Consider the following 23,780-nt stretch of genomic DNA (forward strand, 5'->3'; position numbering starts at 1 on the left):
TCACTGCCCGACCAGATCACAGCCACTCTCGGCCGGATCGATGTAGGCCTCGTTGCCCGGCACGGTCGCCAGCACCTTGTAGTAGTCCCACTCGCGCTTGCTCTCTTCGGGCTTCTTCACCTCCATCAGGTAGACGTCGCTGATCAGCCGGCCGTTGGCACCGACCTTGGCGTTGCGCGCGAAGACATCGTCCACCGGCATCTCGTGCATCGCCTTGGCGACCGGCTCGGTGGCGTCGGTGCCGGCCTTCTCGATCGCCTTGAGGTACTGCATGACGCCGGAGTAGGTGCCGGCGTGGACCATGTTCGGCATGCGCCCGGTGCGCTTGAAGAAGCGTTCGCCGAACTCGCGGGATTTGTCGTCGCGGTCCCAGTAGAAACTTTCGGTCAGGGTCAGGCCCTGGGCGGCGTCGAGGCCCAGGCCGTGCACTTCGGCGAGGGTGAAGAGCAGCGCGGCGAGGCGCTGTCCGCCGGCGACGATGCCGAACTCGGCGGCCTGCTTGATGCTGTTGGCTGTGTCCAGGCCGGCGTTGGCCAGGCCGATGACCTTGGCACCGGAGGATTGCGCCTGCAGCAGGAACGACGAGTAATCGGTGCCCGCCAGCGGATGGCGTACCGCGCCCTTGATTTCGCCGCCCTTGGATTTGACGAACTTGCCGGTCTGCTCTTCCAGCGAGTAGCCGAAGGCGTAGTCGGCGGTGAGGAAATACCAGCTGTCGCCACCCTGGGAAACCAGTGCGCCGCCAGTGCCGACCGCCAGCGCATGGGTGTCATAGGCCCAGTGGAATCCATAGGGTGAGCACTGCTTGCCGGTCAGCTCCGTGGTGGCGGCGCCGGTCACCAGGTTAATCTTCTTCTTGCTCTTGGAAATGCCCTGTACCGCCAGCGCCACCGAGGACGTGGTCAGCTCCATGATCGAGTCGACCTGCTCGCGGTCGTACCACTGCCGCGAGATGTTGGAGGCAATGTCCGGCTTGTTCTGGTGATCGGCGGTCACGATCTCGATGGGGGCATCGAGTACCTTGCCGCCGAAGTCCTCGGCAGCCATCTTCGCTGCCTCGAACGACCACTTGCCGCCGAAATCGGCATACACGCCGGACTGGTCGTTGAGGATGCCGATCTTCACCTTGCCGTCGGAAATCTCGGCCGAGGCGGGTACGGCGGCCACTGCCGTCAGGGTTGCCGCTGCGATTGCTGAAAGCTTCATGCGTATCTCCTTGCACGGTTTGCTCGGCATACGGGCTCGCCCCATGCGAAGCGGTCCGTATGGGCGGGTTAGGGGAAATCTGGGCAGGCGGTCAGGCGCGCAATGCCGTGGATCGCCGGCGGGCTGAATGCAGCGGCCAGGCATTGATGCACGCACGGCGAACGCACTCGTGCGCGGGGCATCACGTCGTCGTGGAAAGTCGCAGAGATGGGAGCTGGAAAGCGGGACCAGAAACGAGTCGAAGCGAGGCTCATGGGCGTCTTCTTCTTATTGTTGTTCTGGCTCTAAACGTAGCAGGGGTTTGCAAGGACGCAACCTGATGGCGGCGTGCCGATCAGTGATGCTGTGCTTGCATGCACCTGCGCCGTCGGGCGCAGGCGGGCAGAGACGCGCTTCAGCGCGCGATCAGGATGTCGCAGGGCGGGTTGTCGATAAAGTGCCGGGCGAGGCTGCCGAGCAGAGCGCTGCTCAGTTCACCGCGGCTGTGACTGCCAAGGGCCAGCAGCTGCGGTTGCAGGTCGCGCAATGCCGCGTCCATGCAATTGTTGCGCTCGCCCTGATGCAGGCTGTAGCTCAGCAGCGCGCCGGTATCCGGCAGCTGCGGCTGGATATCTTCGATCAGCTGGTCGAACAGCTCCTGCTGCAGCGACAGGCCTTCGTAATCGGGGCCATGTACCTCGGCCATCTCGTCGATATGCAGGGCATGCAGCTCGGCACCTTCGCCCAGCAACTCCCAGGCGCAGTGCATAGCGCGCGTGGCGCAGCGGGAGAAATCCAGCGCAGCCACGGCGCGATAATACGGGGCGTCCGCCGGGGTTATGGCCAGCAACAGCGGCGCCCGGCTTTCCAGCATGATGCGCTCCAGCGTGGTGCCGGCGAATCCCTGGCTCGACCCCTTGTGATGGCGGCCCAGCACCAGCAGATCGGCCTCCAGCCCCTCCGCCTGGGTGAGGATCTCCTCCACCGGCTGCCCGCGGCGAATCCAGGGTTCGAGCTGACCCAGCCCGTTCTCCTGCAGGCGTTGCTGCAGGAGTGCGCGTGCCTGCTGTTCGTCGCTCCCTGCGTCGCGCTCGTCGAGTACGTAAAGCAGGCTGATGCGAGCACCGGTCTGGCGCGCCAGGCCGGCGGCACGTTGCAGCGCGAGATCGGCGTCCGGGCTGAGATCGTGGGCGACAAGAATGTGCTGAACCCGATTGTGCTGAAGCATGGGCGGCCTCGCGAAGCTGGCGAAAGGCGCAAGTATGCCGTGGCAGTGGGAGCATGTCCCGTCCGTGACCCGTGTCGCTGGGTTGATCGGGCGCAACAACTTCATGGGCAATGGTCACTCGTGCTTTTGTCGATCCGATCCTGCGGCTATGCTTGCCGGCATTCGAGCAGGAGTTAAGGATGAGCAAGGTCAGTGTGCTGGTAGTGGATGACGCGCCCTTTATTCGGGATCTGGTGAAGAAGGCGCTCCGTAGTCACTTTCCCGGCATTCGCATCGAGGATGCGGTCAACGGGCGCAAGGCCCAGCAGATGCTCAGCCGCGAGCGCTTCGACCTGATTCTCTGCGATTGGGAAATGCCGGAGATGTCGGGGCTGGAGCTGCTGACCTGGTGCCGCACGCAGGATGCGCTGAAGACCACGCCGTTCATCATGGTCACCAGTCGTGGCGACAAGGAGAACGTGGTGCAGGCCATTCAGGCCGGCGTTTCGGATTTCATCGGCAAGCCGTTTTCCAACGAACAGCTCACCAGCAAGGTACGCAAGGCTCTCGGCCGCGCCGGCAAGCTGGATGCCCTGGCCGCCAGTGCGCCGACGCGAAGCCTGGCGACCGGCATGGCCAACGACTCGCTGGCCGCGCTGACGGGCGGCAAGGCCGAGGTGGTACGACCCGCCGCTCCGGCCGCCGAAGCCAAGGCCTCGCCGCTGATTCAGCCCAGTGCAGCGCCTGCCAGCGCACCAGCCGGTGCCGCGTCCGGTCGCGGGCAGGGCCAGTTGCGCCTGGCCAACGGCAGTGTCGCGTGCGTGATCAAGGCACTGAGCCTCAAGGAAGCGCTGCTGGTGGTCAAACGCGGCGAGCAGTTGCCGCAGGTGCTGGAAAGCGCCGTGCTCGATCTCGAGCAGGGCGAGGGCGGTGAGGTCGCCCGTCTCAATGGCTACCTGCATGCCGTCGCCGCGTTCGAACCCAAGCCCGACAGCGAGTGGCTGCAGCTGTCGTTCCGCTTCGTTGATCGCGATCCGCAGAAGATGGACTACCTGTCGCGCCTGATCGCCCGTGGTACCGCGCAGCGGCACTTCGTCCCAGGCGCCTGATTCGATCCGGCCAGGTGACCGTTCGGCGCCTGGCCACGCAGACAAACTGACGAGCATCACACCCCGACGGTCGGTGGCTCGCACAGGTTCTTCGGCACTGCTAGTCTTCCCGCTCTAACACTATAACCACTAGAAAAACTGCCGTTATGCTGGGGCGCATTCTTATGTTGCTCGGGCTGCCGCTGCTGGCTACGCCGGCGCTGGCCCTGACCATCTACAAATACACCGACGCCAATGGGGTCGTGACCTACAGCGATCAGGCTGCGCCTGGCGCGCAGGTTTTCGTCTTCAGTGACCGCATGGTGGAAAAGCTCGACACCCAGGTCAAACTGGAAACCCACAAGCACGCGGCTGGCGAGACGCTGCTGGTGCGTAACGACCTGTTCGCGCCGGTCGATATCGAGCTGAAGCTGGAAAACGTCGTCAATGCCGTCGGCGCACCGGCCAAGCCGATTCGCTGGGTATTGCCGCCGCGCAGTCAGATTCGGCTGGCCACGCTGGCCCCGCGCGATGCCAGCAAGCCACTCAAGTACACGCCCAAGCTTCGCCATGCCCTGGGCGATCCGCGCCTGCTGCCCAAACCTTACAAGTATCCGCTGCCATGGCGCGGCGGTCCGTTCCGCCTGACCCAGGGCGCCAACGGCCAGTACAGCCATTTCACGCCCAAGGGTCGCTACGCCGTCGACATCGCCATGCCCGAAGGCACGCCCATCGTCGCCGCGCGCGGCGGCATGGTAGTAAAGATCGAGAACGAACAGAGCGGGCGGGGCAACAATCCGGCCGGCAACTTCGTGCGCATCATGCATGACGACGGCACCATGGGTGTCTACCTTCACCTGATGAAGGGCTCGGTGGCGGTGCGTGAAGGGCAGCGAGTCGAGAGCGGTACGCGCATTGCACGCTCCGGCAATACCGGCAACAGCACCGGCCCGCACCTGCACTTCGTGGTGCAGCGCAACGTCGGCCTGGCGATCGAGTCGATTCCCTTCGACTTCTCCCAGCCGGTCAACAGCCTGCCGAATTTCGCCGTGGGGGGTGAGTAGCCGCGCTGGCCGCTCACCGGTCCGTTCATGACAGGTCGGCAACTTCAGCGACTCAGAATGCCAGGCCGACCTTCAAACCGACCTGTTCCTGCTTGAGCTTGCTGTTTTCGGCGAACTCGCTGTCACTGTCGATCTCGTAGCGGGTCTGGGTGTAGTACAAACTGGCGCTGATTGGCATGTTGTTGATGCCCTTGTTCCACAGCACGCTCAGCTCACCGTAGGGGTTGACCTTGTCCTTGAGGTCGACGGTGTCGCTTTCGCCGCCAACCTTCAGCTTGCTGTCCGCTTCAATGGAATAGCGGGCGCCCACTTCAAGGCGCACGGTGTAGTCGGGCGTCAGGTAGTTGTAGCCGATACCTGCCTTGGCGAATGGCGAGCGGGTGGTCAGCTTGACGTCTTCCTCGAAGATGCCGACGCGCACGTCATCCTGCTCGATGCGTCCCCAGTCGTAGCCGCCGCCGACAATCAGGTCGACATAGTTGTTGGTACTCAGGGCTGCGCGCAGGCCCAGGTCGAGATCGGCGCGAGCGGACAGATATTCCACATCGTCTTTTTCACGGTACTGACCTTCGATTCCGGCCTGGTAGATGAAGCCTTCGTGTCCGGTCATCTTGTTGCCGAAGTTGTAGTACAGCCCGCCCTGGTTGAGGCGCTCCTTGTCGCTTTCGTCGTTCACGGTCAGCTTGTACTGATTGTGCGAGCCAATGACGCCGAACGTGGAGATCGGGCCGGTGGCCGATTGAGCGAAAGCCTGAGAGGTGGCTGCCAGGCACAGGGCCAAGGCGGTTGTGGTAGTCAAACCATTGATGCGCATGCGGGAAGCTCCATCGTCATTCGATAAGAAATCGGTGGCGGCTCAAGCGAGCCGCCTATGGCGTGGACTGGCGCTGTCTGAAAATAATTCTGCGTATCACGATGGGCGGTCGTTAATACTTGTAAATCAAGGATTAGCGAGCGGTATGTAAACGAAAAGGTAACTGTGATTGGCCAGCAATGGCGGGCGATCTATCCCGGAAAACGAAGAACCTTGGCCAAAACGATCTTCGGTCCGCGCATTTTCTTGATGACGATCTGCAGGCCATCGACCTGGAGCACTTCGTCTTCATCGGGGACACGTTTCAGCGTCTCGTAAACCAGACCGGCAAGGGTTTCGGCCTCGACGTGATCGAGATCGATCTCCAGCAGGCGCTCCAGCTTGAACAGCGGGGTGTCGCCGCGGACCAGCAGCTTGCCGGGCTGGTAGGCAAGCACGCCGCGTTCGGTCTTGCGATGTTCGTCCTGGATGTCGCCAACCAGCACTTCGAGCACGTCTTCCATGGTCAGGAAGCCAATCACCTTGTGGTCGCCTTCCTCGACCAGTACGAAATGCGCCCCTCCCTGACGAAACTGCTCGAGCAGGCTGGCCAGCGGCATGTGCTTGGACACCCGCTCCAGTGGGCGCAGCAGCTCGTTCAGGCAGAAGTGCTCGGGCAGGTGATCATCGGCGGCCAGCGCCAGCAGCAGATCCTTGATGTGCAGCAAGCCGACGTACTCGCCCTGCTGGTTGTCGTAGACCGGGTAGCGGCTGTACTTGTGGCGGCGAATGACCTCGAGGACCTCGCTCAGCGGCGCATCGTGCTCGAGTTGCAGCAGATCCTCGCGGGAGTTGGCCCAGTCAACGACTTCCAGCTCGCTCATTTCCACCGCCGAGGCCAGCACCTGGATCTGCTGGTTGCCGGGGTCGCGGGCGCGGTTGGAATGCAGGATCAGCTTGAGCTCGTCGCGGCTGTAGTGATGATCGTGGTGCGCCCCCGGCTCGCCCTGGCCGGCAATGCGCAGAATGGCGTTGGCACTGGCATTGAGCAGGTAGATGGCCGGGTACATCAGCCAGTAGAACAGGTACAGCGGAACGGCCGTCCACAGCGATAGCAGCTCCGGCTTGCGGATCGCCCAGGACTTCGGCGCCAGCTCACCAACCACGATATGCAGGTAGGAAATGATGAAGAAGGCAGTGAAGAAAGCGATGCCGTGCACCAGCGCCTGGGACTGGATGCCGATGCTGGCCAACAGCGGTTCGAGCAGGTGCGCGAACGCCGGCTCGCCGACCCAACCGAGGCCGAGCGAAGCCAGTGTGATGCCTAGCTGGCAGGCCGAAAGGTAGGCGTCGAGCTGAGCGTGAACGGTGCGCAGAATGTGCCCGCGCCAGCCGTGCCGGCTGGCAATCGCTTCCACCTTGGTGGAGCGCAGCTTGACCATGGCGAACTCGGCGGCAACGAAGAAGCCGTTGAGCAGCACGAGGAACAGGGCAAAGAGAATCAGGCCGAAGTCGGCGAAGTAGGACGAGGCGGCGTAACTGGGGGAGGGGTCCATGAAGGGGTCGGGTAGCCAATGATCGCGACAGGATGGCGGCGGCGGGCCGGCTTTTCAAGCGATGAGCCGGGATTTTTCCGGCTCGCGCAGGCAGCGGGTCAGCGTTCGGACACCTGGCTGTTCTGGAAGTGGCAGGAGAAGCGGCTGCCTCGGCCAGGTGTACTGCTGATATCCAGGCGGCCCTGGTGGCGCAGCAGCACGTGCTTGACGATGGCAAGCCCCAGTCCCGTGCCGCCGGTGCTGCTGGCACGGCTCGAGTCGACGCGGTAGAAACGCTCGGTCAGGCGTGGCAGGTGCTTCTGCTCGATGCCGATACCGCTGTCCTCGACACTCAGGTGCGCGCCCACCTCGTCACTCCACCAGCGCACATGCACGCTGCCACCATCGGGCGTGTACTTCACTGCATTGAACACCAGGTTGGAGAAGGCGCTGCGCAGCTCCGTCTCGCTGCCCTTGAGCAGCAGCGCCGGGTCGGCATCGAGGCTGATCAGGTGGCCGCGGCTGCCAGATAGTGCGCGGGCATCGCTGATGATCGATTGCAGCAGCAGGCCCACCGCCACCGGCTGGTTGTCGGTCGGGCGACTGCTAGTTTCCAGACGAGCCAGCAGGAGTAGGTCATTGAGCAGGTGCTGCATGCGCCCGGCCTGCTGATTCATTTGCTGCAGCGCCCGGAGCCAGCGCGGGTTCACCGCGTCGGCGTTTTCCAGCAGCGTCTCCAGATAGCCGGCGATGACGGTGAGCGGCGTGCGCAGCTCGTGGGATACGTTGGCGACGAAGTCTTTGCGCATCTGCTCCAGCTGGTGGAGGCGGGTGACGTCGCGGACCAGCAGCAGGTGCTCGCGGTTGCCGTAGCGAGTGATGTTGAACTGCAGGCGAATGCGGTCATCGACGGGAGATGCCAGCTCCAGCGGCTGGTCATAGTTGCCGCCGTCGAAGTACTCCTTGAACGCCGGATGACGCACCAGGTTGCCGATCGGGTGACCGGCGTCCTGCGGCTTCTTCAGCCCCAGCAGGCGGTTGGCGGCGGGGTTCCACCATTCCAGATTGCCATCGCTGTCGAGCATGATCACCGCATCCTTGAGTGCGGCGGTAGAGCCCTGGGCGCGATCGATGATGCCTTGCAGTTCGCCGCGCAGGCGCAGGTCGCGGCGCTGCAGCTGGTAGAGGCTGTCGAAGATATCGCCCCAGATGCCGGCCGAATCCGGCGGCGCTTCGTCCGGGTCGGCACGCCGCAGCCAGCGCTGAAGGCGCAGCAGCTGGCGCAGGGTCCAGATCAGGTAGCCGGTCAGGCCAAGGACCAGCGCCCAGGCATATTCGCCGGTCAGCAGTCCCAGTAGCAGGCAGCCGCCCAGCAGAAGCAGCAGGCGACGCACGAGGGCTCCTTGCCAGTCCTGATTCAACCGATGTACTCCAGAAAGGTGGCGATGATGGGGTGGAAGACGCCGGGACGTATGCTCACCCGGCGTGCTCAGCTTTTGCTGGAGAAACGATAACCGGTGCCGCGTACCGTCTGCACCAGGTTCTCGTAGGCTTCGCCGAGCGCCTTGCGCAGTCGGCGGATATGCACATCGACGGTGCGCTCTTCTACATAGACATTGCCGCCCCAGACCTGATCGAGCAGCTGGCTGCGGGTGTAGGCGCGTTCCTGGTGGGTCATGAAGAACTGCAGCAGGCGGTATTCGGTTGGACCCATCTCGGCCGGCTTGCCGTCGATGGTGACGCGATGGCTGACCGGATCGAGCAGCAGGCCGCCGATCTCGATCGGCGATTCGCTGTCCACTGGCGTCGCTCGGCGCAGCACGGCCTTCAGGCGGGCGACCAGCTCGCGCGGCGAGAAGGGCTTGGTGATGTAGTCGTCGGCGCCGACTTCCAGGCCCTGGATCTTGTTGTCCTCTTCACCCTTGGCGGTGAGCATGATGATCGGCGTGTCGGCTGTCAGCTCGTCGCGCTTGAGGCGGCGCGCCAGTTCGATGCCCGAAGTTCCGGGCAGCATCCAGTCGAGCAGGATCAGGTCCGGCTTGCGGTCGATGATCAGCGCGTGGGCCTGCTGGGTGTTCTCTGCTTCGAGACAGTCATAGCCGGCCATTTCCAGGGCGACGACGATCATCTCCCGGATCGGCGCCTCGTCATCGACGATCAGTATGCTCTTGCCGTTCATGGTCAAGCCTCGGGTCTGTTCTTGTCGTCCGGCATTAGATAACGGAATTATTGCAGCCATGTGACAGGCAGACGGCAGCAGGCTGCCGTGCTCCGGCGCTCTAGCCCGGCGCGCCTGGGCTTAAGCCTTGGTAGCGTAGTCCAGCACGATGCCCGCCAGGATCGCCAGTCCTGCCCAGTGGTTGTGCAGGAACGCCTTGAAGCAGATCTGTGGTTTGCGCGATTGGGTTTTCCAGAACTCCCAGGCGAAGCAGCCGGCGGCGACCACCAGCCCGAGGTGGAACCACTGGCCCAGCTCGAAGCGCACGCCGGCAAGGAGCAGGCAGAACAGCGCCAGGCCCTGCAGGGTGACGATGATGACGCGGTCCGCTTCGCCGAAGAGGATGGCGGTGGACTTGATGCCAATCTTCAGGTCGTCCTCGCGGTCGGCCATGGCGTAGTAGGTGTCGTAGGCCACCGTCCACAGCAGGTTGGCGATGAACAACAGCCAGGCCTCGGGCGGCAGGCTGCCGGTCTCGGCGGTGAAGGCCATCGGCATGCCCCAAGAGAAGGCCGCGCCGAGCACCACCTGCGGATAGAAGGTGTAGCGCTTCATGAACGGGTAGCAGGCGGCCAGCGCCAGGGCGCCGAAGGACAGGTAGACGGTGGTCGCGTTGGTCAGCAGCACCAGGCCGAAGCTCAGGCCCACCAGCACGGCGAACAGCGTCCAGGCCTCGCGCGAGCTGATCTTGCCGGTGGCCATGGGACGGGCCTGGGTGCGTTGCACGTGGCCATCGAAATTGCGGTCGGCGAAGTCGTTGACCACGCAGCCGGCGGCGCGCATCAGGATGACGCCGGTGACGAAGATGAACAGATTCTTCGCGCTGGGCACGCCTTCGGCGGCGATCCACAGCGCCCACAGCGTCGGCCATAGCAGCAGATAGGTGCCGATGGGCCGGTCCAGGCGCATCAGCTGGATGAAGTCCCAGGCGCGCGGGTGCAGGCGATTGCACGATTGCAGCAGTTTTAGATACATCAACGGCTCTCCTTGGCGGAAGGGGCATGCAGAGCGGCGCGCTCAGGGCGTGACGGCGGCGGCCTGCCACAGCTCGGGGAGGAACACCTCGGCGACCAGCACGCCGAGCCGATTCTGGCGGAAGCACGAGCGCCGCGCCCAGAGGCCGTCGACACGGCACGCATCCGGTAGCCAGCGCGCGGGGTAATGACAGGCCTCTAGCGTGCCGCGGGCAAAGGCCGGATCGCTGAACAACAGCTCACCCAGGGAACGATTGCCCAAGCGCTGCAGGTCGAGGCCGGAGTCCTCCAGCTGCGCTCGCGCGGCGACGCTGCGGGCGAACACCCAGGGCTGGCCATGACCGCACAGATAGACCTCACGCACCCAGCCCTCGCTGTCGGCCGGAACGCCGAGCGCGGCGCACTCGTCGGCGCGCAGGGGCTGCCAGGCTTCGTGTAGCGGCGTCACGCTGAAGGCGCCATCGGCCAGCTCGGTCAGGCGGCGGGTGAGCGAGCCCTTGTCGACGTAGAGCCAGTCGTGCAGGGCGGGATCGAGGGGGGAGGGGAGGCGGTCGGCACTTAGCCAGTCATGAATTTCGGACACGGTGCGTCAGAGCTAGCGGAAAAGAGCGGCGAGTCTAGCATGCGACTTGGGCGCGGCACGGGTGCGGCTCTCCGGCCAGGGCTGTAGCCGCGCTCGGTAAACGCTACATACGCCTCAGGTCCAGCCTTCAAGGCGCATGGTGGCGCGCACCAGGCGCTGCTCTTCCTGCTCGATCTCCTTGAGATTGTCGCGAATGCCGTGGATATGGTCGCGCGCGGCGCGCTGGGCCTGTTCCGGCAGACGCTCGATCACCGCGTGATAGAGACGCGAGTGCTGGCGGTCGATCTGCCTCTTCTGCGCCGGTCGGTGGTAGAGGTTGTTCACCGAGGCGAACACCGTGCTGAGCATCAGGTCGGTCAGCGACTGCAGCGTGTGCACCAGCACCGGGTTGTGCGAGGCCTCGCAGATTGCCAGATGAAACGCGTGGTCGAGGCGGGCGTGCTCGCGGGGGTCGGCGCCGTCCTCGCTGGCGTGGGCGGCGAGCATTTCCTCGTAGCGGCGGCCGAGCAGCACGAAATCCGCATCGGTGCCGCGCAGTGCGGCCAGCCGCGCCGACTCGCTTTCCAGCAGCGCGCGTACTTCCAGCAGGTCGTAGAGCGTGCGCGGTTGCGAGTTGAACAGGTGCATCAGCGGGCTAGCGTCGTGGTTGCCGGACAGTTCGGCGACGAAAGAGCCACGGCCCTGGGACGTCTCGATGATGCCGCGTCCACGCAATACGCGCAGGCCCTCGCGCAACGCGGAGCGGGAAATGCCCAGCTTCTCGCACAGGCGGCGTTCCGATGGCAGCGCCTGGCCAACCTTCAATACGCCGTCGACGATCAGCCGTTCGATACGCTCGGCGACGACATCGGCGACTTGACGACGGTCATTGTGGTTTTCGTTCTGCATGTCCTTCGTTCTCCCACTGGTAGGACCAGTTTGGCGTGAGTTTACCCTGAATGCCTGAATACCAGTAACAGCACCGTCTGGAGGGCTGTTCGGTAGTGCCTTTCATCAGGCGACTACAAAAAACTGGTAGGACCAGTTGTCTAGGTCATGGACTGGGGACCATCTTCGACGTTAAAGATGCGTCATTCCACCGCAGTCGTTCGCGCTGGCTGCAACCCACGAGAACCGGAACCTGCCATGAACATTCTCTACGACGAACGCGTCGATGGTGCGTTGCCCAGGGTCGACAAGGCCGTCCTGCTGGCCGAGCTGCAGGCGCAGTTGCCCGATCTGGACATCCTCCACCGCAGCGAGGACCTCAAGCCCTACGAGTGCGACGGGCTTTCCGCCTACCGCACCACGCCGCTGCTGGTGGTGCTGCCCGAGCGCATTGAGCAGGTCGAGACGCTGCTCAAGCTCTGCCATCAGCGCGGCGTGCCGGTGGTTGCCCGTGGCGCCGGTACCGGCCTTTCTGGCGGCGCGCTGCCACTGGAGCAGGGCATCCTGCTGGTCATGGCGCGCTTCAACAAGATTCTCGAAGTCGACCCGGCTGGGCGCTTCGCCCGGGTCCAGCCCGGCGTGCGCAACCTGGCGATCTCCCAGGCCGCGGCCCCCTACGAGCTGTACTACGCGCCGGACCCTTCGTCGCAGATCGCCTGCTCTATCGGCGGTAACGTCGCCGAGAATGCCGGTGGCGTGCATTGTCTGAAGTACGGCCTGACCGTGCACAACCTGCTCAAGGTGGACATCCTCACCGTCGAAGGCGAGCGCATGACGCTCGGCTCCGACGCCTTGGATTCGCCAGGCTTCGACTTGCTGGCGCTGTTCACCGGCTCCGAAGGCATGCTCGGCATCGTCACCGAGGTGACGGTCAAGCTGCTGCCCAAGCCGCAGGTGGCCAAGGTGCTGCTGGCCGCCTTCGACTCGGTGGAGAAGGCCGGGCGTGCGGTGGGCGACATCATCGCTGCCGGCATCATCCCTGGCGGGCTGGAGATGATGGACAACCTGTCGATCCGTGCTGCCGAGGACTTCATTCACGCCGGTTATCCGGTGGATGCTGAGGCGATTCTGCTCTGCGAACTGGATGGCGTCGAAGCCGACGTGCATGACGACTGCGCGCGAGTCAGCGAAGTGCTCAAGCTGGCTGGCGCCACCGAAGTGCGCCTGGCCAAAGACGAAGCCGAGCGCGTGCGTTTCTGGGCCGGACGCAAGAACGCCTTCCCGGCGGTCGGGCGCATCTCGCCGGACTACTACTGCATGGACGGCACCATTCCTCGCCGCGAGCTGCCGGGTGTGCTCAAGGGCATCTCCGATCTCTCCGAGCAGTTCGGCTTGCGCGTGGCCAACGTGTTCCATGCCGGCGACGGCAACATGCACCCGCTGATTCTCTTTGATGCCAACCAGCCCGGTGAGCTGGAGCGCGCCGAAGACCTCGGCGGCAAGATCCTCGAACTCTGCGTGAAGGTCGGCGGCAGCATCACCGGCGAACACGGCGTCGGCCGCGAGAAGATCAATCAGATGTGCTCGCAGTTCAATGCCGACGAGCTGACGCTGTTCCACGCGGTCAAGGCGGCATTCGACCCGAGCGGCCTGCTCAACCCGGGCAAGAACATTCCGACCCTGCATCGCTGCGCCGAATTCGGCCGCATGCACATCCACAACGGCCAGCTGCCTTTCCCTGAACTGGAGCGTTTCTGATGTCCGTAATCGCCAACGACGCCAGCGCGCAGTTGCTGGACCAGGTCAACCAGGCACTTGCCGCCAACACGCCGCTGCGCATTCAGGGCAGCGGCAGCAAGAGCTTTCTCGGGCGGCAGGCCGACGGTGTGCTGCTCGATACCCGCGAGCACCGCGGCATCGTCAGCTATGACCCCACCGAGCTGGTGGTCACCGTTCGCGCCGGCACGTCGCTGACGGAGCTGGAAGCCGCGCTGGATGCTGCAGGGCAGATGCTGCCTTGCGAGCCGCCGCACTTCGGCGAAGGTGCCACGGTTGGCGGCATGATCGCCGCCGGGCTGTCCGGCCCGCGTCGCCCGTGGAGCGGTTCGGTGCGTGATTTCGTCCTCGGCTCGCGCGTGATTACCGGCCAGGGCAAGCACCTGCGTTTCGGTGGCGAAGTGATGAAGAATGTCGCTGGCTACGACCTGTCACGTCTGATGGCCGGCAGCTTTGGTTGCCTCGGCGTGCTTACTGAAGTCTCGCTCAAGGTGCTGCCCAAGCCACGCCTGTGCACCAGCCTGCGTCTGGAAATCGACCTCGAACGCGCGCTGCTCAAGCTCGCCGAATGGGGGCAGCAGCCGATCCCGATCAGTGCAGCCAGCCATGATGGCCAGGCGCTGCACCTGCGTTTGGAAGGCGGCGAAGGCTCTGTTGGTGCGGCCCGCGAGCGCATCGGTGGCGAGGATCTCGACCCCGGCTACTGGAACGATCTGCGCGAGCAGCGCCTGGCCTTCTTCGCCGACCCGCGCCCGCTGTGGCGCCTGTCGCTGCCGAACAACACGCCAGCCGTGGCGTTGCCGGGCGACCAGCTGGTGGACTGGGCCGGTGCCCAGCGCTGGCTGAAGTCCGACGCCGATGCGGTGACCATCCGCGGCATCGCCATCGAGGTCGGCGGCCACGCCACCTGCTTTACCGCAGGCGCCACGAGCAATCCGTTCCAGCCGCTGTCGGCGCCGCTGTTGCGCTATCACCGCCAGCTCAAGGCCGCGCTGGATCCGCAGGGGATCTTTAACCCCGGCCGCATGTATTCCGAGGTCTGACGACGTATGCAAACGAATCTGAGCGAAGCCGCGAAAAAACTGCCGCGCGCCGAGGAAGCCGAAAGCATCCTGCGCTCCTGCGTGCACTGTGGCTTCTGCAACGCCACCTGCCCGACCTATCAGCTGCTCGGCGACGAGTTGGACGGCCCGCGCGGGCGGATCTACCTGATGAAGCAGATGCTCGAGGGCGGTGAGGTGACCGAGAGCACCCAGCTGCACCTGGACCGCTGCCTGACCTGCCGCAACTGCGAGACCACCTGCCCGTCCGGGGTGAAGTACCACAATCTGCTGGACATCGGCCGCGACTTCATCGAGCAGCAGGTGCAGCGCCCGTTGGGCGAGCGCGTCGTGCGCGGCGGCCTGCGCACGGTGATCCCGCGACCGGGCCTGTTCAAGGCACTGCTGGGTGCCGGCAATGCGCTCAAGCCGTTGATGCCGGCCTCGCTGAAGGACCACCTGCCGCGCGAGATTCGCCCGGCCAAACCGCGCCCGCAGGTCATGCACCAGCGTCGCGTGCTGATGCTCGAAGGCTGCGTGCAGCCGAGCCTGTCGCCGAACACCAACGCCGCCGCTGCACGGGTGCTCGACCGCCTGGGCATTAGCGTCAGCCCGGCGCGTGAGGCCGGCTGTTGCGGTGCGGTGGACTACCACCTCAACGCCCAGGAGGCCGGCCTAGACCGCGCGCGGCGCAATATCGACGCCTGGTGGCCGGCCATCGAGGCCGGTGCCGAAGCCATCGTGCAGACGGCCAGCGGCTGCGGCGCCTTCGTCAAGGAATACGGCCATCTGCTCAAGGACGACCCGGCCTACGCGGCCAAGGCCGCGCGGGTCAGCGAGCTGGCCAAGGACCTGGTCGAAGTGCTGCGCAGCGCCGAGCTGGAAAAGCTCGACGTGCGTGCCGACAAGCGCATGGCCTTCCACTGCCCGTGCACCCTGCAGCACGCACAGAAGCTCGGCGGCGCGGTCGAAGACGTGCTCACCCGTCTGGGCTACCAGCTCACTGCGGTGCCCGATGCGCACCTGTGCTGCGGCTCGGCCGGCAGCTATTCGATCACCCAGCCGGAGATTTCCCACCAGCTGCGCGACAACAAGCTCAACGCGCTGGAGAGCGGCAAGCCGGAAGTGATCGTCACCGCCAATATCGGTTGCCAGACCCACCTCGATGGCGCCGGCCGCACGCCGGTCAAGCACTGGATCGAAGTGGTCGAGGAATCGATGCAGTAGCAATGCCTCATGGTTCGGCCGCCCAGACAGGGCGGCCAACGAACAACCGAAATACGAAGACAGGAGAATCGAGATGAAAAGCAAAGCCGTACTGAGCCAGACCGAAGTCGCCACCATCCTCGCCGCCGCCCGTGCCGAAGCGCAGGCCAACGGCTGGGCCGTGACCATCGTCGTCGCCGACGACGGCGGCCATCCGCTGGCGCTGGAGCGTCTGGACGGCTGTGCGCCGATCGCCTCCTACATCGCCACCGAGAAGGCCCGCAGCTCGGCCCTCGGCCGTCGCGAAACCAAGGGTTACGAAGACATGGTCAACGGCGGACGCAGCGCCTTCCTCTCGGCGCCGGTGGTCTGCTCGCTGGAAGGCGGCGTGCCGGTAGTGGTTGACGGCCAGGTCATCGGTTCGGTTGGCGTCTCCGGCGTGACCGCCGCGCAGGACGCCCAGATCGCCAAGGCCGGCGTTGCCGCCCTGGCCAACTGAACAGACAAGGAGAACGACAGATGACCGAGCGCGTAACCCTGGGCCGCCTGCAAGTCGCGGCCAATCTGCAGCGTTTCATCGAAGACGAAGTCCTGCCGGGCAGCGGTATCGAAGCCGCCGCCTTCTGGCAGGGCTTGGACGCCCTGGTCCACGACCTGGCACCGAAGAACCGTGAACTGCTCGCCGAGCGCGACCGCATGCAGGTCGAGCTGGACACCTGGCACAAAGCCAATCCCGGTCCGATCAAGGACATGGCCGCCTACCGCGCCTTCCTCGAATCCATCGGTTACCTGCTGCCGGTGCCCTGCGAGGTGAAGATCGAAACCGCCAACGTCGACAGTGAGATCGCCACCCAGGCCGGCCCGCAGCTGGTGGTGCCGATCATGAACGCGCGTTATGCGCTGAACGCCGCGAACGCCCGCTGGGGCTCGCTGTACGACGCGCTCTACGGCACCGACGCCATCTCCGAAGAGGGCGGCGCGCAGAAGGGCCCGGGCTACAACGAAGTCCGTGGCGCCAAGGTCATCGCCTACGCGCGCAATTTCCTCGATCAGGCCGCGCCGCTGGCCGAAGGCAGCCACGCCGACGCCACCGCCTATCGCGTGCAGGATGGCCAGCTGAAGGTCACCCTGGAGAACGGCAGTGTCACCGGCCTCAAGCAGCCGGAAAAATTCGTCGGCTTCCAGGGTGAAGCGGTAGAGCCGAAGGCCGTGCTGCTGAAGAACAACGGCCTGCACGTTGAGATCCAGATCGATCCGAACAGCCCGATCGGCCAGACCGATGCTGCTGGTGTTAAGGACCTGCTGGTCGAGTCCGCGGTTTCCACCATCCTCGACTGCGAAGATTCGGTCGCCGCGGTGGATGCCGATGACAAGGTGCTGGCCTACCGCAACTGGCTGGGCATCGTGCAGGGCACCCTCAGCGAGGAAGTCGCCAAGGGCAGCTCGAGCTTCGTCCGCCGCCTGAACCCGGACCGCGAATACAGCGCACCCAACGGCGGCGAGCTGAAACTGCATGGTCGTTCGCTGCTGTTCATCCGCAACGTCGGTCACCTGATGACCAACCCGGCGATCCTGCTGGAAGACGGCCGCGAAATCCCGGAAGGCATAATGGACGGCGTGTTCACCAGCCTGATCGCCAAGCATGATCTGGCGCGCAAGGGAAACTCGCGCACCGGCAGCGTCTACATCGTCAAGCCGAAGATGCACGGACCGAAGGAAGTCGCCTTCGCCGACGAACTGTTCGGTCGCGTCGAGGAGCTGATCGGTGTACCGCGCTACACCCTGAAGATGGGCATCATGGACGAGGAGCGCCGCACCAGCGCCAACCTCAAGGCCTGTATCGCCGCAGCTAAGCACCGTGTGGCGTTCATCAACACCGGCTTCCTCGACCGAACCGGCGACGAGATGCACACCTGCATGGAAGCCGGCCCGGTGCTGCGCAAGGGCGACATGAAGTCCACTCCGTGGATCCAGTCCTACGAGCGCAACAACGTGCTGGTCGGCCTGGCCTGTGGCCTGCGCGGCAAGGCGCAGATCGGCAAGGGCATGTGGGCCATGCCGGACCTGATGGCAGCCATGCTCGAGCAGAAGATCGGCCATCCGAAATCCGGCGCCAACACCGCCTGGGTGCCGTCGCCAACTGGCGCCACCCTGCACGCGCTGCACTACCACCAGGTGAACGTGCAGGCCGTGCAGAGCGAGCTGGAAAAGGTCGATCTGGCCGCCGAGCGCGATCAACTGCTCAACGACCTGCTGAGCATCCCGGTGGTCGCCGAGGACAAGTGGAGCGCTGAGGAGAAGCAGCAGGAGCTGGACAACAACTGCCAGGGCATCCTCGGCTACGTGGTGCGCTGGGTCGAGCAGGGCGTCGGCTGCTCCAAGGTGCCGGACATCCACAACGTCGGCCTGATGGAAGACCGCGCCACCCTGCGTATCTCCAGCCAGCACATTGCCAACTGGCTGCACCATGGCGTGGTGACCCGCGAGCAGGTGCAGGAAACCCTGGAGCGCATGGCCAAGGTGGTCGACCAGCAGAATGCCGGTGATCCGCTCTATCGCGCCATGTCTGCCGACTACACTCAGTCGGCGGCGTTCCAGGCGGCCTGTGATCTGGTGTTCAAGGGGCGCGAGCAGCCGGCCGGTTATACCGAGCCTCTGCTGCACGCCTGGCGCCAGCGTTTCAAGGCGGCCCAGGGCTGACAGGCAGGATCGGCCGCGTGCTGCCGGAAGCCCGGCGCATGCGGTAAAGGACAGAAGCCCCAGGCGCTCCACGGCGCCCGGGGCTTTCGAGCATGAGCGACGAGGTTTCGGCCTGGTCGCTGCGAGGCGCGCCGTGTGGGGGCGTTTTATGCGAGGCACCGGGCATGCCCGGACACAATAGAAGCGGTTCACAACAAAAAAGCAGGGACCCAACAAATGAGTCAAACACTACTGTCCATCCTGGCCTTCGTGCCGCTGGTGCTGGCGGGTGTGCTGCTGATCGGCTTTCGCTGGCCGGCCAAGTACGCCATGCCGCTGGTTTTCGTCCTCACTGCAGTGATCGGCCTGCTGGCCTGGGACATGACCCTCAACCGGGTCATCGCCTCGACCTTGCAGGGCCTGATCCTCACCGCGGCGATCCTCTGGATCATCTTCGGTGCGATTCTGCTGCTAAACACGCTGAAACATTCCGGGGGGATCAGTTCGATTCGGCGTGGCTTCTCCAATGTCAGTCCTGACCGTCGCGTTCAGGTGCTGATCGTCGCCTGGCTGTTCGGTTGCTTCATCGAGGGGGCGTCGGGCTTCGGTACGCCGGCTGCGGTGGCGGCGCCGCTGATGGTCGCGCTGGGCTTCCCGGCTCTGGCGGCAGTGGTCATGGGGATGATGGTGCAGTCCACGCCGGTATCCTTCGGCGCGGTGGGCACGCCGATTCTGGTCGGCGTCGGTGCGGGGCTGGACAAGACCGGTATCAGCGAGCAGCTGGCAGCGGTGGGCAGTAACTGGGAGGTGTTCTTCCACCTGATCTTCTCGCGCGTCGCGATCATCCATGCGCTGTGCGGGATTCTCATGCCGCTGATCATGGTCAGCATCATGACCCGCTACTTCGGCCGCAACAAATCCTGGACCGAAGGTCTGGCGGTTGCGCCGTTCGCCGTGTTCACCGGTCTGGCCTTCGTCATTCCGTATGCCGCGGCGGGTGTGTTCCTCGGTCCGGAATTCCCGTCGATGATCGGTGCGCTGGTCGGTCTGGCCATCGTTGTACCGGCGGCCAAGGCCGGTTTCCTGCTGCCCAAGGACAGCTGGGATTTCGCCCCGGCGAGCGAGTGGCCATCCGAGTGGATGGGCAAGATCGAGATGAAGATCGAGGACGTCGCCGGCAAGACGCCGATTTCGGTGCCGATGGCCTGGGCGCCGTATCTGATCCTCGCAGCACTGCTGGTGGCGTCGCGGGTGTTCCCGGATTTCAAGGCGCTGCTGATGTCGTTCAGCTTCGGCTGGAAGGACATCCTCGGTGAGACCGGCGTGTCCGGTACGCTGGAGCCGCTGTACCTGCCGGGTGGCATTCTCTGCATCGTGGTGCTGATCACCTTCTTCCTGCATCGGATGAAGGCAGGTGAGCTGGGCGCGGCGATTTCCGAGTCGAGCAAGACCCTGCTTGGCGCGGGCTTCGTGCTGATCTTCACTATCCCGATGGTGCGGATCCTGATCAACTCGGGCGTGAACGGCTCCGATCTGGTGTCCATGCCGGTGGCCATGGCGCAGCTGGTGGCCAACAGCGTGGGTAGCGTCTATCCGTTCTTCGCTCCGGCAGTCGGTGCGCTGGGCGCCTTCATCGCCGGTTCCAACACCGTATCCAACCTGATGCTGTCGCAGTTCCAGTTCAACACCGCGGGGCTGCTCGGCCTGTCCGGTGCACTGATGGTAGCGCTGCAGTCGGTGGGTGCGGCGGCGGGCAACATGATCGCCATTCACAACGTGGTGGCGGCTTCGGCCACGGTAGGCCTGCTCGGTCGCGAGGGGATCACCCTGCGCAAGACCATGCTGCCGACCCTGTACTACCTCATCCTGGCCGGCACCATCGGCCTGATTGGGTTCTACGTGATGGGCATCAGCGATCCGCTGGCGGGTACCGCAGGCTAAGCCTGGCGGTATCGCGACGGGCGGCTCAGGCCGCCCGTTTTCATTTGTGGGATTGGTGCGGCGCGCTGTTCTGGTATAGCGTGCGTCGCAGTCGAAAGAGCATCGAGGTTACCTATGAAGAAATGGCAATGTGTGGTGTGCGGCTACATCTATGACGAAGCGCTGGGCGTACCGGAAGAAGGCATCGCGCCCGGGACGGCCTGGGAAGACGTGCCGGAAGACTGGGTTTGCCCGGACTGCGGTGTCGGCAAGATGGACTTCGAAATGATCGCCATCGGCTGAAAACCGTATCGCCAACCACCCATACGAGGACATGACGTGAGCGCACCTGTAGTCATCATCGGTACCGGCCTGGCCGGCTACAACCTGGCCCGTGAATTCCGCAAGCTGGACACGCAGACGCCGCTGTTGCTGATTACCGCCGATGACGGGCGCTCCTACTCCAAACCGCTGCTGTCCACCGGTTTCGCCGCCAACAAGAACGCCGAAAGCCTGGGCATGGCCACCGCCGGTGCCATGGCTGAGCAGCTGAACGCCGAGATTCGCATCCATACCCGCGTCACCCGCCTCGATCCGGCGAATCGGCGCGTGTGGATCGGCAATGAACCGGTCTCATATCGCGATCTGGTACTGGCCTGGGGCGCGCAGACGATCCAGGTGCCGGTCGCAGGCGATGCCGCCGACGCGGTATTCCCGATCAACGACCTGCACGATTACGGCCGCTTCCGCGCCGCCGTCGCCGGCAAGCGCCGCGTGCTGATCCTCGGTGCCGGGCTGATCGGCTGCGAGTTCGCGAACGACCTGCTGCTTGGCGGCCATGAGGTCGATCTGGTCGCGCCGAGCGAGCAGGTCATGCCCGGCCTGCTGCCGCTGCAGGCGGCCCAGGCGGTAAGGCGTGGCTTGGAGGGCATCGGCGCGCGCTTCCACCTGGGCGCAACGCTGCAGCGCCTCGAACGCAGTGACGACGGCCTGCAGGCGCAGCTTTCCGATGGCAATCGGCTGGCCTGCGATCTGGTGGTCAGCGCCGTCGGCCTGCGCCCGCGCACCGAGCTGGCTGCCGAGGCGGGGCTTGAGGTCAAGCGCGGCATCGTCGTTGATCGCCTGCTGCAGACCTCGGCGGCCCACGTCTACGCCCTCGGCGATTGCGCGGAAGTGGAGGGGTTGAACCTGCTCTACGTCATGCCGCTGATGGCCGGTGCGCGCGCCATGGCTAAAACACTGTTTGGCAATCCTACCTTTGTCAGTTATGGCCCCATGCCGGTCACCGTAAAGACCCCGGCATGCCCGGTGGTGGTCTCACTGCCCGCTGCCGGTAGCGCAGGCGAGTGGACCGTCGAGGCCCAGGGGAATGATGTGAAAGCGCTCTATCTCGGTGCCTCCGGGCAGCTGCTCGGCTACGCCCTGACCGGCGCGGCGGTGCAGGAGCGGCTGGGGCTGAACAAGCAGCTGCCGCCGGTGCTGGCGGAACTACCGCAAATTCTGTCGCTAAAGTCCCCCGGCTGAGCTGGCGAGCCGCCTACAGGGACTGGCGCAGGTGCTAGCGCCGTGCCATTCTCCATGGGTCTGCCCCAGCCTAGAGCTGTTGCAGCGCCTTTAGCGCTGTTCTTGTGAACAGTACGGACACAACAACAAAAACGTCTCAGAGGCTCCCAATGCGTAAACCGGAACTCGCCGCAGCCATTGCCGAGAAGGCCGATCTGTCCAAGGACCAGGCCAATCGCGTACTCAACGCCGTGCTGGATGAAATCACCAACGCGCTGAACCGCAAGGACAGCGTGACCCTGGTTGGTTTCGGCACCTTCGTTCAGCGCCACCGTGGTGCCCGCACCGGGAAAAACCCGCAAACCGGGCAACCGGTAACCATCAAGGCCAGCAATACCGTCGCCTTCAAACCGGGCAAGATGCTCAAAGACGCCGTCAACTGACGCTGCGCCGACCCGGAGCCGATCGGCTCCGGGTAAACCTGACCAGCCGGTCCGCCCCGGACCCGTTCGTACCCGTCCTTCCCCCCGCCGATCAAGCCACTACAATGCGGCCTTCCTCTCGTACCGGTCGGGACTACACGTTATGAAATTCCGCTTCCTGCTTTGGATGCTGGGCCGCCTGATGGCCAAGGCCAGCCGCACCAATCCCGACTTCCAGCAGCAGCTGGGCGACAAGGACCTGAGCTTCCAGCTGCACACTCTGGACGGCAAGGTCGCCCGGCATTTCGTGGTGAAGAACCAGCGCGTCACCAGCAAGCGCGGCCCGGCGAGCGAGCCGGCTTTCTCCCTGGGGTTCAAGGATGCCGCCTATGGCTTCGCCACCATGACGGCGAAGAACAAGCAGCTGGCGTTCATGCAGGGAATTCAGAACAAGGACATCCAGATCCAGGGGAATCCGGCGCTGGTGATGTGGTTTCAGGGGCTGATGAAGTATCTGAAGCCTCGTAAGAAGAAGTAGTTTCGCCTGTGCCCGCGATTCGGCGCGCTCATTCTGGATGTCCTGGCACCTGGCTCGTCAGACCCAAACCTGCACGCCACCTGTGGTGGAAAACGCTGCGCGGTTGCCACCCTACGGCCCTTCAGGTGCCAAATTCCTCACGTCCCTACGCCCCCTCCCGCCAATCCCTCGCTTCCTCCTTCAACCAATCCCGAAACGCCACCAGCCCCGCCGACTCCACCTTGCGCTCCGGAATCATCAGGTAGTACGCCCGCGTCTCGCTGCGATAGGCGTGCGGATGCGCCAGCACCACCCGCCCCTCGGCCAGTTCCCGCTGGATCAGGAACGGCGGAATCAGCGCTACCCCCATGCCATGCTCGGCCGCCTGCGCCAGCATGGAGAACAGCTCCAGCCGCGGGCCGGTCATGTCGCGGGCGACTTTCAATCCCAGTGAATCGAACCACTGCCGCCAGGCATAGGGTCGGGTGGTCTGCTGCAGCAGCGGCAGTTCGGCCAGGGCTTGGGTCGTGAACGGCTGACCGTCGTGCAGCAGGGCGGGGCTGCAGACTGGCTGCAGGTCCTCGGGCATCAGGTAGTGCGCCTCGGTACCGGACCAGTCGGCATCGCCGAAGTAGATGGCAGCATCGAACTCGGTATCGGCAAAGAGAAAGGGCCGGGTGCGGTTGGTCAGGTTCACCGTGATTTCCGGATGCAGCGCCTGGAAATGCCTGAGGCGCGGCACCAGCCACTGGGTGCCGAAGGTCGGCACCACGGCCAGCTCCAGGCTCATGGCGCCCTGCTGGCCCATCACCGACAGCGTGTCGCGCTCCACCGCGTCCAGCTGCGCTGCGATGCGGCGGGCGTAGGACTGGCCGGCGGCGGTGAGCTTCACGCCGCGCCGCGAACGGCGGAACAGCGCCAGGCCGAGGAATTCCTCCAGCCCGCCGATCTGCCGGCAGATGGCGCTCTGGGTCAGTGCCAGCTCGTCGGCCGCGCGGGTGAAGCTCTCGTGGCGGGCAGCGGCCTCGAAGGCGATCAGCGCGGCGGTGCTGGGAATCTTGCGGCGCATTATGCAAAGACCTCACGGGATAAGCCTGACAATGGCCAAGGAGCTTATCTCGGAATGAGCAAAACGCACAATTTGGTGCGAAATCCTCGTTTGCGACGCACCGGTGCGGCGCCTAGGATCAGCTCATCCCGCCC

22 protein-coding genes are annotated in these 23,780 nt (G+C 64.6%); 12 read left to right on the forward strand and 10 right to left on the reverse strand.

From position 1 onward, the window contains the following. Together IEG05_RS02335 and IEG05_RS02340 are read right to left on the reverse strand one after the other, a co-directional pair. Positions 1-1,206, reverse strand: a complete 1,206-nt coding sequence (locus IEG05_RS02335) for an ABC transporter substrate-binding protein (RefSeq protein WP_191121599.1) — start codon at positions 1,204-1,206, stop codon at positions 1-3. 394 nt (positions 1,207-1,600) lie between these two features. Continuing rightward, positions 1,601-2,413: a universal stress protein gene (locus tag IEG05_RS02340; protein WP_191121600.1), complete on the reverse strand. Its 813-nt coding sequence runs from the start codon at positions 2,411-2,413 to the stop codon at positions 1,601-1,603. 179 nt (positions 2,414-2,592) lie between these two features. Here IEG05_RS02340 and IEG05_RS02345 point away from each other — a divergent pair, with 179 nt between their 5' ends. Beyond that, a complete protein-coding gene (locus IEG05_RS02345) occupies positions 2,593-3,501 on the forward strand; it encodes a response regulator (protein WP_191121601.1) in 909 nt (302 codons plus the stop codon). A gap of 146 nt (positions 3,502-3,647) precedes the next feature. Continuing rightward, positions 3,648-4,544, forward strand: coding sequence for a peptidoglycan DD-metalloendopeptidase family protein (locus IEG05_RS02350; protein ID WP_191121602.1), 897 nt, complete (start codon positions 3,648-3,650; stop codon positions 4,542-4,544). A gap of 52 nt (positions 4,545-4,596) precedes the next feature. Here IEG05_RS02350 and IEG05_RS02355 read toward each other — a convergent pair whose 3' ends face one another. From IEG05_RS02355 to glcC, 7 genes are all read right to left on the reverse strand, one after another. Beyond that, a complete protein-coding gene (locus IEG05_RS02355; RefSeq protein ID WP_191121603.1) occupies positions 4,597-5,358 on the reverse strand; it encodes an outer membrane beta-barrel protein in 762 nt (253 codons plus the stop codon). Between the two features lie 191 nt (positions 5,359-5,549). Next, the gene (locus IEG05_RS02360) at positions 5,550-6,893 is read right to left on the reverse strand and encodes a hemolysin family protein (protein ID WP_023444552.1); all 1,344 of its coding nucleotides are present in this window, start codon (positions 6,891-6,893) and stop codon (positions 5,550-5,552) included. Between the two features lie 98 nt (positions 6,894-6,991). Further along, positions 6,992-8,293, reverse strand: a complete 1,302-nt coding sequence (phoR, locus tag IEG05_RS02365) for a phosphate regulon sensor histidine kinase PhoR (protein WP_042927859.1) — start codon at positions 8,291-8,293, stop codon at positions 6,992-6,994. Positions 8,294-8,361: 68 nt separating this feature from the next. Next, a complete protein-coding gene (gene phoB, locus IEG05_RS02370; RefSeq protein WP_003283304.1) occupies positions 8,362-9,051 on the reverse strand; it encodes a phosphate regulon transcriptional regulator PhoB in 690 nt (229 codons plus the stop codon). A 120-nt stretch (positions 9,052-9,171) separates the two neighbouring features. Further along, positions 9,172-10,065, reverse strand: coding sequence for a 4-hydroxybenzoate octaprenyltransferase (ubiA, locus tag IEG05_RS02375; protein WP_090521878.1), 894 nt, complete (start codon positions 10,063-10,065; stop codon positions 9,172-9,174). A 42-nt stretch (positions 10,066-10,107) separates the two neighbouring features. Beyond that, positions 10,108-10,647: a chorismate--pyruvate lyase family protein gene (locus IEG05_RS02380; protein ID WP_046618435.1), complete on the reverse strand. Its 540-nt coding sequence runs from the start codon at positions 10,645-10,647 to the stop codon at positions 10,108-10,110. A gap of 114 nt (positions 10,648-10,761) precedes the next feature. After that, positions 10,762-11,535: a transcriptional regulator GlcC gene (glcC, locus tag IEG05_RS02385; RefSeq protein ID WP_041015224.1), complete on the reverse strand. Its 774-nt coding sequence runs from the start codon at positions 11,533-11,535 to the stop codon at positions 10,762-10,764. Between the two features lie 237 nt (positions 11,536-11,772). On the opposite strand from glcC, the gene glcD reads away from it, so the two are divergent. The 10 genes from glcD to IEG05_RS02435 all read left to right on the forward strand — a co-directional run bounded on the left by glcD (position 11,773) and on the right by IEG05_RS02435 (position 22,598). After that, complete coding sequence (gene glcD, locus IEG05_RS02390; protein ID WP_191121604.1) at positions 11,773-13,272, forward strand: glycolate oxidase subunit GlcD; 1,500 nt, start codon at positions 11,773-11,775, stop codon at positions 13,270-13,272. Further along, positions 13,272-14,333 (forward strand): glycolate oxidase subunit GlcE, encoded by a 1,062-nt coding sequence (gene glcE, locus IEG05_RS02395; RefSeq protein ID WP_191121605.1) that lies wholly within the window; start codon positions 13,272-13,274, stop codon positions 14,331-14,333. Before glcD ends, glcE begins: the two co-directional genes overlap by 1 nt. Positions 14,334-14,339: 6 nt before the next feature. Next, complete coding sequence (gene glcF / locus IEG05_RS02400) at positions 14,340-15,557, forward strand: glycolate oxidase subunit GlcF (protein ID WP_013981567.1); 1,218 nt, start codon at positions 14,340-14,342, stop codon at positions 15,555-15,557. Positions 15,558-15,630: 73 nt separating this feature from the next. Continuing rightward, complete coding sequence (locus IEG05_RS02405) at positions 15,631-16,035, forward strand: heme-binding protein (RefSeq protein ID WP_015278494.1); 405 nt, start codon at positions 15,631-15,633, stop codon at positions 16,033-16,035. A gap of 20 nt (positions 16,036-16,055) precedes the next feature. Next, positions 16,056-18,236 (forward strand): malate synthase G, encoded by a 2,181-nt coding sequence (locus IEG05_RS02410; protein WP_191121606.1) that lies wholly within the window; start codon positions 16,056-16,058, stop codon positions 18,234-18,236. A 216-nt stretch (positions 18,237-18,452) separates the two neighbouring features. After that, positions 18,453-20,156, forward strand: a complete 1,704-nt coding sequence (locus IEG05_RS02415; RefSeq protein ID WP_090521887.1) for an L-lactate permease — start codon at positions 18,453-18,455, stop codon at positions 20,154-20,156. 114 nt (positions 20,157-20,270) lie between these two features. Next, the gene (rd, locus tag IEG05_RS02420) at positions 20,271-20,438 is read left to right on the forward strand and encodes a rubredoxin (protein WP_003283319.1); all 168 of its coding nucleotides are present in this window, start codon (positions 20,271-20,273) and stop codon (positions 20,436-20,438) included. 36 nt (positions 20,439-20,474) lie between these two features. Next, a complete protein-coding gene (locus tag IEG05_RS02425; RefSeq protein ID WP_046618423.1) occupies positions 20,475-21,659 on the forward strand; it encodes an NAD(P)/FAD-dependent oxidoreductase in 1,185 nt (394 codons plus the stop codon). Between the two features lie 149 nt (positions 21,660-21,808). Continuing rightward, on the forward strand, positions 21,809-22,081 hold the full coding sequence (locus IEG05_RS02430; protein ID WP_003283322.1) for an HU family DNA-binding protein: 273 nt from the start codon (positions 21,809-21,811) through the stop codon (positions 22,079-22,081). A 142-nt stretch (positions 22,082-22,223) separates the two neighbouring features. Then, positions 22,224-22,598, forward strand: a complete 375-nt coding sequence (locus tag IEG05_RS02435; protein WP_046618421.1) for an SCP2 sterol-binding domain-containing protein — start codon at positions 22,224-22,226, stop codon at positions 22,596-22,598. A gap of 145 nt (positions 22,599-22,743) precedes the next feature. Here the strand turns inward: IEG05_RS02435 and IEG05_RS02440 are convergent, their stop codons facing one another. Further along, entirely contained in the window at positions 22,744-23,646 is a 903-nt protein-coding gene (locus IEG05_RS02440; protein ID WP_191121607.1) for a LysR family transcriptional regulator, read from the reverse strand. Positions 23,647-23,780 lie beyond the last annotated feature (134 nt).

Origin of the sequence: Stutzerimonas kunmingensis (assembly GCF_014764705.1) — a bacterium.
In the GTDB taxonomy this organism is placed as follows: Bacteria; Pseudomonadota; Gammaproteobacteria; order Pseudomonadales; family Pseudomonadaceae; genus Stutzerimonas.

What these genes read in the sequence shown, in the direction of transcription:
- IEG05_RS02415 (WP_090521887.1), top strand. Translation starts at nt 18,453, where the DNA reads ATGAGTCAAACACTACTGTCCATCCTGGCCTTCGTGCCGCTGGTGCTG.
- IEG05_RS02340 (WP_191121600.1), bottom strand. Translation starts at nt 2,413, where the DNA reads ATGCTTCAGCACAATCGGGTTCAGCACATTCTTGTCGCCCACGATCTC.
- IEG05_RS02345 (WP_191121601.1), top strand. Translation starts at nt 2,593, where the DNA reads ATGAGCAAGGTCAGTGTGCTGGTAGTGGATGACGCGCCCTTTATTCGG.
- IEG05_RS02335 (WP_191121599.1), bottom strand. Translation starts at nt 1,206, where the DNA reads ATGAAGCTTTCAGCAATCGCAGCGGCAACCCTGACGGCAGTGGCCGCC.
- rd (WP_003283319.1), top strand. Translation starts at nt 20,271, where the DNA reads ATGAAGAAATGGCAATGTGTGGTGTGCGGCTACATCTATGACGAAGCG.
- IEG05_RS02360 (WP_023444552.1), bottom strand. Translation starts at nt 6,893, where the DNA reads ATGGACCCCTCCCCCAGTTACGCCGCCTCGTCCTACTTCGCCGACTTC.
- IEG05_RS02405 (WP_015278494.1), top strand. Translation starts at nt 15,631, where the DNA reads ATGAAAAGCAAAGCCGTACTGAGCCAGACCGAAGTCGCCACCATCCTC.
- IEG05_RS02440 (WP_191121607.1), bottom strand. Translation starts at nt 23,646, where the DNA reads ATGCGCCGCAAGATTCCCAGCACCGCCGCGCTGATCGCCTTCGAGGCC.
- ubiA (WP_090521878.1), bottom strand. Translation starts at nt 10,065, where the DNA reads ATGTATCTAAAACTGCTGCAATCGTGCAATCGCCTGCACCCGCGCGCC.
- glcE (WP_191121605.1), top strand. Translation starts at nt 13,272, where the DNA reads ATGTCCGTAATCGCCAACGACGCCAGCGCGCAGTTGCTGGACCAGGTC.
- IEG05_RS02435 (WP_046618421.1), top strand. Translation starts at nt 22,224, where the DNA reads ATGAAATTCCGCTTCCTGCTTTGGATGCTGGGCCGCCTGATGGCCAAG.
- IEG05_RS02355 (WP_191121603.1), bottom strand. Translation starts at nt 5,358, where the DNA reads ATGCGCATCAATGGTTTGACTACCACAACCGCCTTGGCCCTGTGCCTG.
- IEG05_RS02410 (WP_191121606.1), top strand. Translation starts at nt 16,056, where the DNA reads ATGACCGAGCGCGTAACCCTGGGCCGCCTGCAAGTCGCGGCCAATCTG.
- phoB (WP_003283304.1), bottom strand. Translation starts at nt 9,051, where the DNA reads ATGAACGGCAAGAGCATACTGATCGTCGATGACGAGGCGCCGATCCGG.
- glcC (WP_041015224.1), bottom strand. Translation starts at nt 11,535, where the DNA reads ATGCAGAACGAAAACCACAATGACCGTCGTCAAGTCGCCGATGTCGTC.
- IEG05_RS02430 (WP_003283322.1), top strand. Translation starts at nt 21,809, where the DNA reads ATGCGTAAACCGGAACTCGCCGCAGCCATTGCCGAGAAGGCCGATCTG.
- IEG05_RS02350 (WP_191121602.1), top strand. Translation starts at nt 3,648, where the DNA reads ATGCTGGGGCGCATTCTTATGTTGCTCGGGCTGCCGCTGCTGGCTACG.
- glcF (WP_013981567.1), top strand. Translation starts at nt 14,340, where the DNA reads ATGCAAACGAATCTGAGCGAAGCCGCGAAAAAACTGCCGCGCGCCGAG.
- glcD (WP_191121604.1), top strand. Translation starts at nt 11,773, where the DNA reads ATGAACATTCTCTACGACGAACGCGTCGATGGTGCGTTGCCCAGGGTC.